The organism is Adlercreutzia shanghongiae, from assembly GCF_035830635.1.
In the GTDB taxonomy this organism is placed as follows: domain Bacteria; phylum Actinomycetota; class Coriobacteriia; order Coriobacteriales; family Eggerthellaceae; genus Adlercreutzia; species Adlercreutzia shanghongiae.
Map to the genome: position 1 here is coordinate 15323 of NZ_JAYMFI010000035.1, position 16321 is coordinate 31643.

Genomic DNA, 16321 nt, shown 5'->3' on the forward strand with positions numbered 1-16321 from the left:
GGCCGCCCGTTTTGTTTCTGCGGAAAACCAGCGGGGGCGCCGCGCCTGCTCCTCGCCGTTTCGCACGTGTTCTTTTCGGTTCCGTTGCAACGGGTTCGCAACTCCGTAATGAGACGAAGGACGCAGCGCCTTTCCGCCCCTCGTCTCGGTACAGTAGCCTTATTCGCTGAAACCCCGTACCTGCTTCGGTGCGCATCCCCCAAGGCTCGCTTTGGCATCGACGGCGGGCCCGCGCTTGTTCTCTTTAGAATCGAGGCTTTGCCCATGAACGCCATTTATCTGCGCAGCAGCGTTCGCCAGTTCTCAGAGGAGCCCGTCGGCATCGAGGGCATCGAGAAGCTCATGCGCGCCGCTATGGCTGCACCGTCCGCCGCCAACCAACAGCCCTGGGAGTTCTACATCGCCCGGGACGAGACCACCCGCAGGGCGCTTGCCGCTTCAAGCCCCTATGCTGCGCCGGCCAAGCTCGCCCCCTGCGTCATCGTGGCCTGCCAGCGCACCGAAGGCCTGCGCGCGCCCCAAGATGCGGCCTACGACATGAGCGCGGCCGTGGAAAACATCCTCATCGAAGCGGCCCATCTCGGTCTGGGCGCCGTATGGCTCGCCGTCGCCCCGGAAAAAGACCGCATGGCCGCCGTTTCCGTTGCCCTCGGCAGCCCCAAGGGCCTCGAGCCCTTCGCCCTCGTCGCCGTGGGGCACCCCGAGCACAAGCCCGACCCCAAAGGCCCCACGCGCTACGACGAGACGCGCGTGCACTGGATCTAGATGCTCCTATTAAGCGAAGATGCCCGAACCGGCGCGCCACGCCGAGATTGTCCAACGACGTCCGCTGCGTGGGAACGGGGCCCTATCTGGCAGGGCTTCCGGACCCGATGGGCTGCTTTCTGTGCGCGCGGCGGGCGTTGTTGCGCTCGGCGGTCACATCGCTGAAAGCGCGGGTGATGCCGCGCAGGGCCTCCAGCATGGCCGTGCGATCCTGCATGGGAGCCCGCATCACGCCGTCGCGCAGGATGGCCCACTCGTGACCGCCTTCGAACAGCTGGGCCGCATCGGTAACACCCGCGGCTTTCACAGCATTGAACAGGGCGTCCACCGTGCGCTTGCGCCCCTCGCCGTCCATGGAGGCGAGCCATTGACCAAGCGCCTGGGCACGCCGCTGGGTGCGCTCGGGCAGCGCGGGCAACGTGGCGAAGGCGCTTTCCGCAGCCGCGCGATCGTCTGCGGCCCCACCCGCCACTTCCCAACGATAGACCGAGTGCTGCTCGAAGCCGCGACCCGTCGCGCGCACCACCTGCGCGGGCATCTGCGACGTCATGAGGATGCCCACCATGGAGTCCTCCGGCACCTGCTTGGTCATACGACCCGCCAGCGGCGCGTAGTCGGCCGCCGAGAACGTGCCGGGTATGAATCCGGGACCGTCGTGGTTGTACACGTGCGCGATGCGGTCCTGCACCGCGGGCGCCGCCGTAAGTGCCGCGTACTCGGCCAAGTTGCCGCCCTTGGAATGGCCTCCCACGATGATAGGGCCGGGCACCCGCACGTCGGCCGCCACCGCCGCCAGGTAGCGCGCCGCCACATCCTGGGCCGGCACGGGCACCATGTAGGCCATGTTGAAGTCCTCGCGCCAGCCGGTGAGCGTGGTGTCGGTGCCGCGGAAGCCCACGTAGACGAACTGACCCGGGCACACGAAGGTGGTGGCGGCGAACTGCATGTTCAGCACCTCGTCGAAAGCGGCCACATGGTCGTAGATGAGCAGGTCGCGATAGCGGGGGCTTGCCGCCATGAGGAAGAGCTGCTGCTTCATCTGGGCCGCGTGCATGCCCGAGAACATGGTGGAAAACAGCTCGGCACGCATAAGGTCGGCGAAGCGGACAGGCTCGGTGGGCGCCTGCGCGTCCTGGGCCATCTCGAGTCGGTCGCGCTCCGCCGCATCGGAAGCGGCGGCCGCATCGGCTCCCGCATCGAAATCGGCAGTCCTGACCGCCGCGGACTCGCCATCCGTCGGCCCCACGGCGTCCGCGCCACTCGTCGGCCCTATGGCGCCCGCGGTGCCCGCGGTGCCTGTCGACCCTGCACCGCCAGCGCAGCACGCCGGCTCCGCGATACCCGCACGGGACACCCCCTCGCCATCCGCCTCCCAGCGTTTCCTGCGCCTGTGAACGCTGCGCCCGAGATGCGCCCCGCGATCGCGCCAGCGCGCGAGGCGAGCCCGCAGCGCGGCCAGCTTCCCGTCGGATGCCGGCCGCGCAGCCTCGTCGCCGGCGCCGACCTCCCGCATCCGAGGCATCACGCCCTCGCCGCGGGCCATGCAGAACTGCGCGAGCAGCGCCGAGTCCACGGCGTTGAAGGGCACCTCGCTAAACGGGGCCAGCTGCTCTTCCAAATATGTGAGCACATCGTTCATGGTTTCATTATGCCGCACCGAACGCGCGCCCGCCCGCTCCCCTCTCCCCCGGACACAAAGCCGTTGCCAACCCTCCCGACACTTACCATGACCGCGCCGGTCACCTTCCGCTACAATGGCTCCTGCAATTTCGTTCAAACGCGCCGCTCGGCAGGGGAACCGCAGTTTGCGCCGCAAGCCACCCGCACCCCGCCCGCAACCTCGGCGCCCGAGGCATCAGGAGTCACCATGGCCACCGATCCTGCTTCCATTCCCGCTCCGGCCCGCGATGCGGCCGCACCCGCCCTCGACGCGAACCCCGCCGGCAGCGACATCCCCACCGGCATCGGCAGCGCCGCCGCACCCCGCGAGCACTTCGCCAGCCGCCTCGGCTTCATCCTCATCTCGGCCGGCTGCGCCATCGGGCTCGGCAACGTATGGCGCTTCCCCTACATTGCCGGCGAGTACGGCGGTGCGGCGTTTATCCTCATGTACCTGGTGTTCCTCGTCATTTTAGGCCTGCCCGTCATGGTGATGGAGTTCGCCGTGGGCCGCGCCTCCCAGCGTTCGGGCGCGCTCGCCTTCGACATTTTGCAGCCCTCGCGCCGCTGGCACTGGTTCAGCTGGTGGGGCTATATCGGCTGCATGCTGCTCATGATGTTCTACACCACCGTCTGCGGCTGGATGCTGGCCTACACCGCCAAGATGGGCACCGGCACCTTCGTGGGGCTCGATCCCGAGGGCGTCGCCGGCGTGTTCGGCGCCATGCTGGCCAACCCCTCCGAGATGGTGGCCTGGATGCTCGCCGTCATCGTCATCGGCTTTTTCGTATGCAGCTTCGGCCTGCAGAAGGGCGTGGAGCGCATCACCAAGATCATGATGATCTGCCTGCTCGGCGTCATGGGGCTGCTCGTGGTGCGCTCGGTCACCCTGCCCGGCGCCGCCGAGGGCCTGGCCTTCTACCTGGTACCCGACTTCGGGAAGATGTTCGACGGAGGCGCGGCCGGCTTTGGCGAGGCCGTGTACGCCGCCATGGGCCAGGCGTTCTTCACCCTGTCGCTCGGCATCTCGGCCATGGAGGTGTTCGGCAGCCGCATCGGCAAGCAGAACTCGCTCACCGGCGAGGCACTGCGCATCTGCGGCCTAGACACGCTCGTGGCCATCCTGGCAGGCCTCATCATCTTCCCCGCCTGCTTCGCCTTCGCCGTGGCTCCCGATTCGGGCCCCTCGCTCGTGTTCATCACGCTGCCGAGCGTCTTCGAGCAGATGCCGCTGGGGCAGCTGTGGGGCACGCTGTTCTTCGTGTTCATGAGCTTCGCCGCGCTGTCCACCATCATCGCCGTGTTCGAGAATCTCATCACCTTCACCATGGAGAAGTGGGACCTCTCGCGCCGCGATGCCATCAAGCGCACGGCCATCCTCGTCACCGTGCTGAGCCTGCCCTGCGCGCTGGGCTTCAACGTGCTGGCCGGTGTTACCGTGCCGGGCATCGGCGACATCCAGTCCATCGAGGACTTCATCGTGTCGAACAACCTGCTTCCCCTGGGCAGCCTGCTGTACGTGATGTTCTGCGTGACCCGCAAGGGCTGGGGCTGGAACAACTTCCTGGCCGAGGCCGACGCGGGCAACGGCGCGAAATTCCCCCGCTGGGCCCGCGGCTGGCTCACCTTCGGACTGCCGGCGCTCATCGTCGTCATCTTCATCATGGGATATGTGCCGAAGATCATGCTGTGGTGCGGATTGGCGTAGCGCCACGCCGCAAAGACGCGGTTCGCAGATTGACGGCGCGACACCGTTCGGGGAATTCCCGCAGCGTCGCCGATTCTGCCTCGACGCTGGCGCGCCCTTCCGCTATACTGCACTGGTGCCCTTGAGCCCGAGTGGTGGAACGGCAGACACGACGGTCTCAAAAACCGTTGCCGAAAGGTGTGCGGGTTCAAATCCCGCCTCGGGCACCACGAACTTACAACGGCTCCCCATGGGGAGCCGTTTTTCATTGCCGAGACAACTACAGGAAGCTTCGAGAAATCCCGGAAGGCTTTCAGACGGCCCGGCAGGTTTCGGCGAGCTCTGGGCAGCTTCGGACGCCAAACCTCGTCCCCGTCTCTTTTCCGCCCGTTTTCGTGCAGCAAACTCCGCGAAGTAGACTCTTCAGTTTTCCCACGCGTTAGATCAGGGCACCCCATCTCTCGTCGCCAGGGAAAACGCTTTCTCTATCCGACGCTAGGCGCTCCGCGCAACCAACCTAGATATCCGAATATCTATTTCGCGGAGTTTGTTACGCAAAAACGCGGCTATCGGAAACGCCGAGGTCTCCTTGCCGCCAACGCAGCATCTCGCCTCGAGGATACGGCCAGCCGGGGATACGCGTCAGTTGTCTGGCGGAAAATGCTCCCGATGGAACTTTCGAACCTGCCGGCGCAGCTCCATATGCGTCTCCACCTGCTCCGACGACCAACCTCGAAAGCGCTTTCCCGCCTTTTCGGACACGCTGGCCGCGATCTCGGAAAACTCGTACACATTGGCGAACTGGGCCGAGGTCACCGTCACCACCTCAACGCCCTCCGCGAGCAACGCGTCCCGCCGCCGAGAATCGCGAATGCGAGCCTCGTTGCTGCCATGAACTGCGCGGCCGTCGTATTCAAGCACGACGCCACACTCCCACCAGCACAAATCACCGACGACGTATTTCTGGCGCGCAATGCGCCGTCCCCTCTCGCTCAGATTGAACGGCTCGTTCAAGCGACCTCCAGGCAACCCCAGGCCACCTCGCCGCCGCGGGGTCAGCGCCACAATGGCAACCTCGGTCTCCATAATGGAAGCGGACTTGCGCCGAACCTGAGCCGCCGCCGATCGGGCCAGCTTCACAGCTCGTATATCGGAAAGCTGCTCGAGAAATGCCGACAAGCGCTCCGGGGTCGTAAGCGGACGCCGCACAAGAAAGCCATCCTGCCCGGCAATTGGATAGCTGCCGCACAGCTCATACCCCAAGGCAAGCAGCTCTCCGTAGGTGAGGTGTGAGGCCATTTGGGCAAAGACCAGCTCCGGCGACGAATTCCAAACTCCCGGTGCGATTTCGAGAAACGCATTGCGCGGCAAGCCTCGGTCGCACTGATGCCGCTTCACCGACGACGAGGAGCGCACACCGGGCTTGCGACCCACCAGCACCTCAAGTGGCGATCCCTCGACCAAGGAGACACAGAAAGATCCCGCCCCCTTCGGGAATCGCTGTGCAAGCTCATCGAAAATGGCGGCGATCTCCCCGTGTGTCGAGGCGGGAGCCTTGAGCACAGCCGATCCGGACAGCAGACGCGATGGCAACTCGAAGCCCCTGCGTTTACCGGACAGATGAAATTCGCGCAGCGTTACCGGGTGGGCTTCCGACCAGGAACGCCAAAGCTGAAGCGCAAACCTATGACTGGGATACATATTCATGGAGGGCAGACTACCGCAACGACGACGCCTGTACCCGCATGCCGAAGGAAACCGATGGAACGACCATTCATGACACGCTCGCTCGTGTTTTCAAGCACGCGTGTTGTTGTGCCGCATGCGCGTGTTGTTGTGCGCCCGTGCCGCCGTGCGGCGTGCGCCGTATCTCTGTCGTCCTGAGCTTCTGCGGGCCCGTGTTGTCGCGAACTCTCTATACGCGCACGTTCTTCCTATCTTCGCTCGCGCCCTCCCCGCATGCGCATGTTTTCGAAACCGTCTTTTTCGTGCAGCAAACTCCGCGAAGTAGATACCGAAATCGAAGCTCCATCGAAATACCGACTGCGCGGCTACGCTCACCCGGGAAAAGAGAGGGGGGTTTGCGTAGCGTGACCCCTCTTGCCGACCATTCCAAAGAGCCGGCATCTACTTCGCGGAGTTTGCTGCACGAAAACGGGCGGTACACAAACCGGGGCCGCCCCGCGGAGCAGATCCGGCGCCGAGCACCCCTCGAACGCAACCCGACGACAAACAAAGTCGCGTCCACGACGCTGCACTAGCGGAGCCACGAGCGCGCCAAAGCACAAACGCGGCGACACGACATCCTTGGCTCTCAGCTCTCTGCTCAGCCTGTAGCCGAGCATCGCCTTCTTATGCCGTCTCGCGGTAGTAGATGCGCGTGTCCTCGTAGACGCCGTCTTTATTGCGGAAACCGCCGGGCACCGTGCCGACAAGGCGGAAGCCCAGATTCTCATAGAGGGCGATGGCGCGCTCGTTGCTGGTCACCACGGCGTTGAACTGCAACCCGCGAAAGCCGAGGCGTGCCGCCTGGCGCAGCGAGTCCTCCACCAGCAGGCGGCCGAGCCCATGCCCGCGTACCTCCGACGACACCGCGTAGCTGGCGTTCGACACATGACCGCAACGCCCCACGTTGTTGGGGTGCAGTATGTACAGTCCGGCCACGCGCCCGTTCACTGTGGCCACGGCCGCATGGGACTGCTCCGCGAAGAAGACGCGCGCCTCCTCCACCGTCATGGTGTTCTCCTGCGGAAAAGCGCGCCCCGCCTCCACCACGGCGTTCCAAATCTCCGTCATGGCCGGCACATCTTCCTCGCGATACGGGCGCGTAACTCGCATCGTCAATCCTTCAAGCGCGCTCATCGGCGCCTCCTTCTTCCTCACAGCTTGCTCCCCGGCATCTTCCCATAAAGAAAGGCTCCCTCGCGGAAGCCTTTCCCGTCAACGTTCTGCCCACGGCCTAGATGTCGGCCAGGGTGAAGTCCTTCTCGCCGTTGAACACAGCCAGGGCGTCGGCCACCGTCCAGTCGGCCAGGGTGATGGCGCTGATGGCCTTGGTCAGGCGCACTGCCTCGTCCAGCGAGCGCTGGTGGATGTTGCGGCCCGTGGCGTTGCCGCAGGCGCCGCCCACGTGAATCTGGTCGTACAGCTGGGTGAGGAAGGTCTCGGCATCAACCGTGGAGCCGCCCGCGCACACCAGGCCGCAGCGACCGGCGGCGGTGGAGGCGATCTTCAGGGCCTCGGCCGGGGTGCGGCCGTCCTCGGGCTTCGGCGGGTTCACCTTCACGAAGTCGGCACCCAGGCACAGGGCCACGCCAGCAGCGCCGGCGATGAGGTCCGGGTCCTTCTCGGCGGTCACGGCCTTGCCGCGAGGATAGATCCACAGCACCACGATGAGGCCGTTGGCATGGGCCTGGGCGATGAGCTCGCCGGCCTCGGCCATCATGGTGGCCTCGTACTCGGAGCCGAGGTAGATGGTGTAGCCGAGGCCCACCACGTTCACGCCGGCCTCCTTCATGGCCAGCACGGCATCCAGATCGTACAGCTGCGGAGAATAGGGATCCTCCTGCTTGGTGCCCACGATGTTGGTCTTGGAGTTCATCTTCACGAGGTAGTTGATCTCCGGGTAGTCGGCGGCGTACTGGGCCACCAGACCGCGCTGACCGGCGAGCACGCCGCAGACGCCCTCGTTGCCGATCTTGAACAGGTGCTCCGGGTCGAGGTCGGCGATGTCGATGCCCTCGCCGTAGAAGTCCTTGTTCAAGTGCTCGATCTTCTGATCGCAGGCGAACAGCATGAGGCGGCCCGTCTCGCGCGTGGCCTTCATGTAGTTGGAGATGTACTCGTCACGCATATCGGGCATGACGTCGGCGGGAACGCGCACCTGATCACGGGTGATCTTCGGCATGGGTATCCTCCTTGGCTTGGTAAATAATCAACGCTCACCATTGTACTTAAAACCATGCGTGACCGCGCCTTCTTTCACAAAGAAAGCGGCGAGAGCAGGGAAAGCGCTGGAGGGCCGCGGGGTCGCGGTCTCGGAGGGTCGCAGGGTTGACTGCAGGGGCCGTAGAACGCGAGCTATTTGCTCTTCTTGGTAACGCGGCTGTAGACGACGAGGGCCACGATGGCCACCACCGCGGTAACGGCGAAGATGATGACGCTCTGCACAATATCGCCGCTGACCAGGCCGGCAGCAGCGTACGTGGAAAGCACGATGCCGGGAATGCGCGCGACGTTGGAGATGATCACGAAGTTGCGCAGGCTCATATGGGTGAGCGGCGTGAGGTACGTGAACACATCCTTGGGCAGACCCGGGATGAGAAACAGAATGAAGACGATGGCGTTGAACTTCTCGGAAGTCTCCCATTTGCGGAAGGTGCTCATGTACTTCTCGGGCACCATGGCCTGCACGAACGGAGCGCCCAGCTTGTGGACGAGCACGAAGATGAAGGCGCTGGAAATGATGCAGCCGAGCCAGATGATGAGCGCGCCCACCCAAGGGCCGTAAATCATGCCGGCAGCCACCTGCACGACCTCGCCGGGAATGAAGGCGACGACGATCTGCAGGAACTGGATGGCCAGCAGAATGAGGAAGCCCCAGGGACCGGCGTTGCGCACATCGGCAGTGACCCGCTCGATGCCGCCGGGCTCAAAAAGCTCGTGGATGTAGGGCCACAGGGCCACGACCACGACAATCATAATGAGGAAAAAGGCAATAAGCCCCGCGAACTTGAAGATGTTGGCCGCAGGCATCTCGCGCCCTGCAACAACTTTCTCCGCGTGGGCTTTCGCCTCCAGCTTTTGAAGACGCTCGGAATGGTGCTTGTTGTCGTGTTCGCTCATAATCCTCAAAGTCGCAGGACGCCGGTAAAGCGCCCTGTCTAGTCGTCTTCCTTGCGGGCCTTGTCGTATTCCTCCTTGAAGGCGGAGAACATGCCGCTGGCGCGCTTGATTTGGCGGCCCGTGGCATAAGCGCCCTTGTTCACGGCCTTGCCCGCGGCCTTGGTGGCGCTGGACACGGCCGGCTTCACCGATTCCACGGTCTCGCGAGCGCGGTCGGCGACTACCGCCGTGGCCTCGCCGGCCTTGGCGGCAAGGCCGCCCTCCACGCTAAGATCAGCCGCCTCGTCGGCTACGAGAATGGCGCCGAGAACGGGCTCCTCCCCTCCTTGGCCGCTCACGGACAAAGCCGTGCCGATGCCGCGCTTGAAGCCGCGGATGAGGGAGCCGGGAATTTCGCGAACGCCGAGCAGCGCGTTGGCCGTGGCGCCCTGGGTCACCTGGATGGACTCCACCTCGCCGCCCTTGCGCTCGAAGGTGACGTCGCCCACGGTGCCGAACACGGTGCCGTCCTCGGCGATGACGGGCAGCCCCTCCCAGAGCACGCAGTCGTCCCAGTTGACGCCGAGCGCCTTGCAGGCACCCTTGTCCGTCGCCTCGGGATCGCGCTTGACGAGCACGCGGCCGTCCACCATGTTGTAGCCGTTCAGGGCCACGAACATATCCTTACGGTGGAACATCCACAGCAGATCGGGTCGCTTGACGATAAACCCGATGCAGCGACGCTGGGTCGGGTGGAACACGCAGTAGCGCACCTTCCCCAGTTTCTTGGCGGCATCAGGCTTTTTAGCCGAGCTGCGGTCGGCAAACACGCGTTTGCCGACCAGCTCGGAGGCAGTTATCAGCTTGCTAGCCATGGACTACTTTTCATCCTTCTTCTTGTCGTCCTTCTTAGCGGCGTCGGCAACCTCGGCGGCAGCCTCCTTCACCTCGGCGGCCGTTTCCTTGGCGGCGTCCTTGGCCGTCTCGGCGGTCTTTTGGGCACCTTCCTTGGCGGCATCGACGACATCGGCGACCGCCTCGGCCGGATCGGCATCGGCGTCGGCGTTCTTGGCCACCTGATCGGCGATGCGCTGGCGGGCGGCCTCGATCTTCTCGCGCAGCTCGTCGCCCTTCTCGTTGATGGTGGGAGTGAGGTTGCTGGCGGCTTCCTGGATGGACGCGGCCACGTCAGCGCCGCGCGCGGCGGCCTCGGAGGCGATTTCCTGCCCACGGGCGGTCACGTTGTTCACGACCTCGGCACCCTTCGTGGCGGCCTCCTGATAGATGTGCTGGGCGCCCGTTGCGGCTTGGTCGCCCCACTGCTGGGCATTGCCGAGCATGTCGCCGGCCTTGTCTGCCACCAGAGCGCGGGTCTCCACGCCAGAGCGAGGGGCGGCCAGAAGTGCGGCGACGGCGCCCACGACGCCACCAATGAGGAACATTCCGAATTTGTTGGCCATGATTGCCTCCTTTATCGACGGAATATCAATGTCGGCCCATTATATGGGGAGAGCCCTCGCGTGAGGGCTCTCGCTGCTCATTGCTCACCTTACGGTAAACAAGCCGTTATTCATCATGGATGAGCGAATCTCTCATAAAAAACTTGAGTCGGTTCGCCCAACGCACAAAAGACGCTTTCAACGCCCTCGCCTACCTGCGCCGGCCGCGCCTCTCTGCGGCCCTAGAAGCAGGCGCCGCGGGCGTAGGCCTCGTTCACGAGCGAGTCGAGCATGGCCGGAAGCGACAAGCCAGCAGCCTCGCAGGCCACGGGGAACAGGGAGCGGTCGGTCATGCCCGGAGACACGTCCACCTCGAAGCAGCGGGCCGCGCCGCCGTCCCAGACAAGATCGATGCGGCCCAGATCGCGCACGCCATAGGCGCGGTAGACCTCCAACGCCGCGCGCTCGATTTCCGCACGGATGGCCTGGGCGTCGGCCTCGTTGGGAGAAAGCGATTCGTTGCGCACCGGGCAGAAGAACTCCACGGCATCGTCGGCCATGCGGGCGGCGGCATCGTAGAAGCCCTCGCGGGCCACGATTTCCACCGGAGGCAGAGCATGGGCATCCCAGCCGGTGCCGAGAATGGCCACGGAAAGCTCCACGCCATCGACCCACTGCTCGATGTTCACGGCCTCGTCGTAGGACAGCGCATCCAGCACCGCCTCGCCGAGCGCCTCCTGGCTTTCCACCTTGTGAACGCCCAAAGCGCTTCCGCCGTGAGCCGGCTTCACGCATACCGGATAACCGCCGATAACGCGGTCGGCCACCATATCGAGCGCCGTGGCGGCGCCCATGTCCTTGAACGCGTCGCGGGTGATGTACACGCCCTGGGGCCACGAGGCGCAGCCTTCCTCGCCGGTGATGTCGCGGTACTTCGCCAGCGACGAGTGCAGCGCATCCTTGTTCCAGGAGCGATGGCAGACACTGGCCGGCGAACCCACGAACGGAATGCCGAGGAACTCCAGCAGGCTTTGGATAGTGCCGTCTTCGCCGTGCTTGCCGTGCAGGGCGTTGTAGACCACATCGGGCCGCTCGCTGCGCAGCGTGGGCACCAAATCGGCGTTCGTGTCCAGCGGCACCACCTTGTGGCCCGCCTCCTCCAGCGCCGCGCACACCACCTTGCCAGATGCCAGCGACACCTCGCGCTCGAAGGACTTGCCTCCCATGAGCACTGCTACCTTCATACGTTCTCCTTCGTGTTGAAAATCCTTGGGGGGCGGAACCGCCGGGTACCTTGATTCGCTCAAACAGTCCTCGCTTTGCGAAACAGCCCACTGGGCTGTTTCAGTCGCTGCGGAACTCGCTCGGTCAAGGCACCCGCCGTTTCCGCTTCACTCAACCATGGTTGAGCAGGCGCGAGGGGCGGGGCGTGTCCCCGCGCGCAGGTTGCGCAGCGAACGGAACAGTCCAGTGGACTGTTCCGCCGAGCGAGCCATTGCTTGAGCACGGGGATGCGCCCCGCACCTCGCGCCGAACGGACCAGCTATTCCGCAGCTTCCTCAGCCGGAGCAGCAGCTTGCTGGGCGTCGCGCACGGCCTCCTCAGCGATGTCGATCTGCTCGGCGTTGCCCTCGCGGGCCTGCATCACCGCTTCCTCGTTCTGCTCGGAATCGGCGACGACCTCCTCCCACGGAGTCGGCGTCTTCTCGTCAGTCATGGCTGCTTCCTTTCTGTCGTAGCCGGGCAGCGCGCCGGCCTCGATGAACACGCGGTACAGCTCGAGGCGATCCTCGATGACCTTCGCCAAACGACGGATGGCCTCTGTGATAGACTCGGGCGTCTCGAAGCTGAAATTCACGCGCATGGAGTTGCGCCCAGTCTTCCCATCGGGGAAAAACGAGTTCCCCGGCACATAGGTTACGCCCGCCTCCAGCGCCTCGGCAAGCATCGAATCGGTATCCATATAGTCGGGCAGCGTAATCCAGAGGAACATGCCGCCTTCGGGATGCGTCCACGTGGCCTCAGGCGGGAAGAACTCCTCCAGGGCGGCGAGCATGGTGTCGCGACGCTCCTTGTACACGGCCACGAACTTCTGCAGCGTCTTCTGCCAGGGGATGTCTTTGAAATAGTGCTCGACGATGATCTGGTCGAAGGAGCTGCCGCACAAGTCGGCGCCCTGCTTCACCAAGTTGATGCGCGCAAGCACGCTTTCCGGCGCGGCAATCCAGCCGGTGCGCAGACCCGGGCCGAGCATCTTCGAAATAGTGCCCAGGTAGATGACGTTTTCGTCCATGGCCTTCAGCGGCACCTGGTGGCCGCCGTCGTAGCGCAGGCGTCCGTAAGGGTCGTCTTCCACCACCATGAAGTCGTACTCGCGGGCAAGCTCCAGCAAACGGCGGCGACGCTCGGCCACCATGGTGACACCGCCCGGGTTCTGGAAGTTCGGGATGACGTAGCAGTACTTCAGGCGCGGGTTGCCCTTGCCGATGCGCTTGAGCTCCTCTTCCAACAGATCCATGCGCATGCCCTCGTCATCGAAGGGGATGGCACGCACGTCGGGCTCGAAGGCGGAGAATGCCTGCAGGGCGCCCAGATAGGTGGGGCCCTCGGTGATGATGATGTCGCCCGGGTCGATGAAGGCCTCGGCGATGAGGCTTAGGGCCTCCTGAGCGCCCGTGGTGACGAGAATTTGGTCGGGCTTCACGCGAATGCCCAGGTCGCGCATCATGTCGGCCAGCACCGCGCGCAGACCGGGGGCGCCGTTGGTGGGGCCGTACTGCAGCGACACCGCGCGGGCCTCGGGGCTTTCCACAGCGGCCAGCGTGGCGGCGCGCACATCTTCTACGGGAAGAAGCGACACGGCGGGCATGCCGCCCGAAAGCGAGATGACATCGTCGCGGGTGGCGGCGGCGAACAAGTCGCGCACGGCCGAAGAGCGCATCTTGCGCACGCGGCGGGCGATCTTGTCGCCGGTGGTGTCGAACGTGATGTGGGCAGACGACATGTTATTCAACCGTCCCTTCCATAAGCGCCAAGGCCGCCTTTAGCGCGCCCAAGGCGATAAGGTCATCGGTATAGGCTACTGTAACACGGGCCAGGCCGTCGTGCGCGGCGAGCCACTCTGTTGTACCCACAAACGTAACGTCGGGGGCGCAGGCGGGGTCTTGGGCCTGAAGGTCTATGACGAGATGCTCCAGCACATGGGGAAGCGACGTGCGCGAAAGAATGCCGCCGAAAGGAGCACCCTCGGCATTCAGGCAGACATGGGAGGCCAAAGACGGCCGCGCGGCGAGCAGCCGGGCCGCGCCGTCGTCGCCCAGGGATGCCGCGGGGCCTTCGGGCACACGGACAAGGAGCACCATGCGGTCGCGCTCGAACGTCACGCGCTCGACGGCGAGCCTAGGCGCGCCCATCGGTCTTCTCGGGCACGGCGTCCGATTCGGGCTTTTCCGGCACATCCGATGCTTCGGGCTTATCCGCCACATCCGACGCTTCGGGACGAACCGGGGAGCCGGTTGGGGTGCGCGAGAGCAGTGTCACCCCCTTGGCGGCCTTCTCCTCAGGCGGCAGAACACGGCCCTGAGCAGCTTCGACGAGCGCGCGAAGCGTCCAGCCGAAATCATCTCCCAGCGTGTCGGCCCCCGAGAAGTCGCCATCGACCAGAGCCACCTGGTTGCGATCGAGGGAAAAGCGGTAGCGGCCACCGCCGTTCAAATTGCCGAAAGACAGCTCGAAGGTCTTGTCGCCGTCGTTGAGGGTATAGCGATAGGACACATCGTCGGTCAGCTGGATGCGGTCTTCGGTAATCTCGATCGGCGTGGCCGTGCCTGCCAAATACCAGGTGCCCTGAAGGTCAGCCGCATCGTTTTCCGAGAACCAGCGCAGCCATGAAAAGCCGCCCATCGCCGCGCCAGAAATCAGCACCACGGCAACGAGCGCGGCAATAATCGCGGCGCGAGCAGGATGACGCCGGCGCGCCTTCTTCGACGGCGACGGTGCCGGTCGCTCGGCGCGCGTCTTACGAACCTTCGGCGCCGAAGACGCTGCCCCTCGGACCTCCGCAACGGGGGCTTCCGCATCAGGACGCGGGCTGTCCGCGCCAGGTCGGGAGCCCTCCGCATCAGGACGCGAGTCCTCCACGGCAGGACGTGAGCCCTCCGCGCCAGGGCGCGGGCTCTCTGCGGCAAAATGCGCATCCTCAGCGACAGGGCGAGTGCCCCCCACGGTGCCAGACGGCGCGCCCGCCGCCGGCGACTGCTCTTCCATGGTTCCTTAGACCTCTTCCGGCCCAATCACCGTCTTGCCGCCCATATAGGGAACGAGCATCTCGGGCACCGTGATGGTACCGTCGGGGTTCTGGTAGTTCTCGATAACCGCGGCCATGGTGCGGCCCACGGCCAAACCGGAGCCGTTCAGCGTATAGGCAAAGCGCGTGCCCTTGAAGTTGGCCGGGTCACGGTACTTGATGTTCGCGCGACGGGCCTGGAAGTCGGTGCAGCAGCTGCACGAGGAGATTTCCTTGTAGGCGTTGTAGCTGGGCAGCCACACCTCCACGTCATAGGTCTTCGCGGAGGAGAAGCCGATGTCGCCGGTGCACAGGCTGATGACGCGGTAGGGCAGCTCCAGCTTCTGCAGGATATTCTCGGCGTCTTCCACCATGGACTCCAGCTCGGCGAAACCGGTCTCGGGCGTGGCGAACTTCACCATCTCCACCTTGGAGAACTGGTGCACGCGGATGATGCCGCGGGTGTCACGGCCGGCGCTTCCCGCCTCCTCGCGGAAGCACGGGGTGAAGGCGCAGTAGTGCAGCGGCAGCTGGTCGGCGTCGAGCACTTCCCCGGCGTGCAGGTTCGTCAGCTGCACCTCGGCCGTAGGGATGAGGTAGAGCCCCTCGGTGGTGTGGAAGAGATCTTCCTCGAACTTCGGCAGCTGACCGGTGCCCGTGAGCGTGGCGGCGTTGGCCATGGCCGGTACCCACCACTCCTTGTAGCCGCGGGCAGTGTGCTGATCCAGCATGAAGGAGATGAGCGCGCGCTCCAGACGGGCGCCGGCGCCGCCCAGCACGTAGAAGCGGCTCTCGGCCAGCTTCACGCCGCGCTCGAAGTCGATGATGTTCAGGGCCGGGCCCAAATCCCAGTGCGCCTGGGCCTCGAAGCCCTCGGCGGCGAAATCGCGCGGAGTGCCCCAGCGGCGCACCTCGGGGTTGTCGTTCTCGTCTTCGCCCACGGGCGTGGAGGCATCCACCATGTTGGGAAGGGACAGCATGAGCGCGTCCATGGCGGCCTCGGCCTCGGCGCGGGCGTCGCTGAGGGCGGTGAGCTTCTCGTTGATCTGGCGTACCGTCTCCTTGGTGGCGTTGGCCTCATCAGTCTTGCCTTGGCCCATGAGCGCGCCGATCTCCTTGGAAAGCTTGTTGCGCTCGGCCTGCAGGGCCTCTTCCTCAGCGATAACTTCGCGGCGCTGCACATCAAGGGAAGCGAACTGCTCCGGATCGAAGGAGGCGTGGCGGTTCTTCATCGTTTCGGCGACCTCGTCGAGGTGCTCGCGTACGTACTTGATGTCCAGCATGGGGCGGCTCTCTTTCACAATGATTGGTTGCCTAAAGCGCCGGCGTCAGCGCCGGTGTTGGGGTTCGGCCCAGTATAGCACCGCCCGCTGGCGCGGGCGGGAGGTCTTTGGGTGTGGCGCACGCTGAAGGGCGAGGGTCAACGCCCGCGGTTTCCAGGCGGCGCGGACGAGAGCTAGTTGCCCTCGTCCTCGTCGTCGTCATCGAACAGCGACCAGTCGTCCTCGGTCTTCTCGTGGTTCTTGAACTGCTTGCGCGTCTTGCGCTCCAGGATGAAGCACACGATGATGCTGATGACGAGACCGCCGCCAATCAGAATGCCGATGCCCGGCATGGTCTCGAACAGGAAATGGTACAGCTCTTCGAAGTTCATAAGTTGTT

General features: G+C 64.7%; 15 protein-coding genes and 1 tRNA gene. 3 read left to right on the plus strand and 13 right to left on the minus strand.

What is annotated here, in order from left to right:
- The first annotated feature begins 264 nt into the window (after positions 1-264).
- Complete coding sequence (locus tag VJ923_RS11600) at positions 265-765, plus strand: nitroreductase family protein (protein ID WP_326441648.1); 501 nt, start codon at positions 265-267, stop codon at positions 763-765.
- 82 nt (positions 766-847) lie between these two features.
- Here the strand turns inward: VJ923_RS11600 and VJ923_RS11605 are convergent, their stop codons facing one another.
- On the minus strand, positions 848-2404 hold the full coding sequence (locus VJ923_RS11605; protein ID WP_326441650.1) for an Mbeg1-like protein: 1557 nt from the start codon (positions 2402-2404) through the stop codon (positions 848-850).
- Positions 2405-2632: 228 nt separating this feature from the next.
- On the opposite strand from VJ923_RS11605, the gene VJ923_RS11610 reads away from it, so the two are divergent.
- Both VJ923_RS11610 and VJ923_RS11615 read left to right on the plus strand, forming a co-directional pair.
- Positions 2633-4132: a sodium-dependent transporter gene (locus tag VJ923_RS11610; RefSeq protein ID WP_326441652.1), complete on the plus strand. Its 1500-nt coding sequence runs from the start codon at positions 2633-2635 to the stop codon at positions 4130-4132.
- 125 nt (positions 4133-4257) lie between these two features.
- Positions 4258-4341, plus strand: a tRNA-Leu gene (locus tag VJ923_RS11615).
- Positions 4342-4753: 412 nt separating this feature from the next.
- Here VJ923_RS11615 and VJ923_RS11620 read toward each other — a convergent pair.
- The 12 genes from VJ923_RS11620 to VJ923_RS11675 all read right to left on the minus strand — a co-directional run bounded on the left by VJ923_RS11620 (position 4754) and on the right by VJ923_RS11675 (position 16313).
- A complete protein-coding gene (locus VJ923_RS11620) occupies positions 4754-5818 on the minus strand; it encodes a hypothetical protein (protein ID WP_326441654.1) in 1065 nt (354 codons plus the stop codon).
- Between the two features lie 645 nt (positions 5819-6463).
- Positions 6464-6973 carry a GNAT family N-acetyltransferase gene (locus tag VJ923_RS11625; protein WP_326441656.1) on the minus strand — a complete coding sequence of 170 codons (510 nt, stop codon included), beginning with the start codon at positions 6971-6973 and terminating at the stop codon, positions 6464-6466.
- A gap of 97 nt (positions 6974-7070) precedes the next feature.
- Positions 7071-8018: a beta/alpha barrel domain-containing protein gene (locus tag VJ923_RS11630; protein ID WP_326441658.1), complete on the minus strand. Its 948-nt coding sequence runs from the start codon at positions 8016-8018 to the stop codon at positions 7071-7073.
- Between the two features lie 173 nt (positions 8019-8191).
- Entirely contained in the window at positions 8192-8956 is a 765-nt protein-coding gene (locus VJ923_RS11635; RefSeq protein WP_326441660.1) for a TVP38/TMEM64 family protein, read from the minus strand.
- A gap of 38 nt (positions 8957-8994) precedes the next feature.
- A complete protein-coding gene (locus VJ923_RS11640; protein ID WP_326441662.1) occupies positions 8995-9810 on the minus strand; it encodes a PRC-barrel domain-containing protein in 816 nt (271 codons plus the stop codon).
- 3 nt (positions 9811-9813) lie between these two features.
- On the minus strand, positions 9814-10395 hold the full coding sequence (locus VJ923_RS11645) for a YtxH domain-containing protein (protein WP_326441664.1): 582 nt from the start codon (positions 10393-10395) through the stop codon (positions 9814-9816).
- Between the two features lie 221 nt (positions 10396-10616).
- Positions 10617-11618, minus strand: coding sequence for a D-alanine--D-alanine ligase family protein (locus tag VJ923_RS11650; protein ID WP_326441666.1), 1002 nt, complete (start codon positions 11616-11618; stop codon positions 10617-10619).
- Positions 11619-11917: 299 nt separating this feature from the next.
- Positions 11918-13378: an aminotransferase-like domain-containing protein gene (locus VJ923_RS11655; protein ID WP_326441668.1), complete on the minus strand. Its 1461-nt coding sequence runs from the start codon at positions 13376-13378 to the stop codon at positions 11918-11920.
- Between the two features lies 1 nt (position 13379).
- Positions 13380-13787, minus strand: coding sequence for a cyanophycin synthetase family protein (locus tag VJ923_RS11660; RefSeq protein WP_326441670.1), 408 nt, complete (start codon positions 13785-13787; stop codon positions 13380-13382).
- Positions 13774-14640, minus strand: coding sequence for a hypothetical protein (locus VJ923_RS11665; RefSeq protein WP_326441672.1), 867 nt, complete (start codon positions 14638-14640; stop codon positions 13774-13776). Before VJ923_RS11665 ends, VJ923_RS11660 begins: the two co-directional genes overlap by 14 nt.
- A gap of 6 nt (positions 14641-14646) precedes the next feature.
- Positions 14647-15942, minus strand: coding sequence for a serine--tRNA ligase (serS, locus tag VJ923_RS11670; RefSeq protein ID WP_326441674.1), 1296 nt, complete (start codon positions 15940-15942; stop codon positions 14647-14649).
- A 173-nt stretch (positions 15943-16115) separates the two neighbouring features.
- A complete protein-coding gene (locus VJ923_RS11675; RefSeq protein ID WP_326441676.1) occupies positions 16116-16313 on the minus strand; it encodes a DUF6724 family protein in 198 nt (65 codons plus the stop codon).
- Between the last annotated feature and the right edge of the window lie 8 nt (positions 16314-16321).

Coding starts and splice junctions, on each gene's coding strand:
- VJ923_RS11600 (WP_326441648.1), top strand. CDS start 265: ATGAACGCCATTTATCTGCGCAGCAGCGTTCGCCAGTTCTCAGAGGAG.
- VJ923_RS11605 (WP_326441650.1), bottom strand. CDS start 2,404: ATGAACGATGTGCTCACATATTTGGAAGAGCAGCTGGCCCCGTTTAGC.
- VJ923_RS11610 (WP_326441652.1), top strand. CDS start 2,633: ATGGCCACCGATCCTGCTTCCATTCCCGCTCCGGCCCGCGATGCGGCC.
- VJ923_RS11620 (WP_326441654.1), bottom strand. CDS start 5,818: ATGAATATGTATCCCAGTCATAGGTTTGCGCTTCAGCTTTGGCGTTCC.
- VJ923_RS11625 (WP_326441656.1), bottom strand. CDS start 6,973: ATGAGCGCGCTTGAAGGATTGACGATGCGAGTTACGCGCCCGTATCGC.
- VJ923_RS11630 (WP_326441658.1), bottom strand. CDS start 8,018: ATGCCGAAGATCACCCGTGATCAGGTGCGCGTTCCCGCCGACGTCATG.
- VJ923_RS11635 (WP_326441660.1), bottom strand. CDS start 8,956: ATGAGCGAACACGACAACAAGCACCATTCCGAGCGTCTTCAAAAGCTG.
- VJ923_RS11640 (WP_326441662.1), bottom strand. CDS start 9,810: ATGGCTAGCAAGCTGATAACTGCCTCCGAGCTGGTCGGCAAACGCGTG.
- VJ923_RS11645 (WP_326441664.1), bottom strand. CDS start 10,395: ATGGCCAACAAATTCGGAATGTTCCTCATTGGTGGCGTCGTGGGCGCC.
- VJ923_RS11650 (WP_326441666.1), bottom strand. CDS start 11,618: ATGAAGGTAGCAGTGCTCATGGGAGGCAAGTCCTTCGAGCGCGAGGTG.
- VJ923_RS11655 (WP_326441668.1), bottom strand. CDS start 13,378: ATGTCGTCTGCCCACATCACGTTCGACACCACCGGCGACAAGATCGCC.
- VJ923_RS11660 (WP_326441670.1), bottom strand. CDS start 13,787: ATGGGCGCGCCTAGGCTCGCCGTCGAGCGCGTGACGTTCGAGCGCGAC.
- VJ923_RS11665 (WP_326441672.1), bottom strand. CDS start 14,640: ATGGAAGAGCAGTCGCCGGCGGCGGGCGCGCCGTCTGGCACCGTGGGG.
- serS (WP_326441674.1), bottom strand. CDS start 15,942: ATGCTGGACATCAAGTACGTACGCGAGCACCTCGACGAGGTCGCCGAA.
- VJ923_RS11675 (WP_326441676.1), bottom strand. CDS start 16,313: ATGAACTTCGAAGAGCTGTACCATTTCCTGTTCGAGACCATGCCGGGC.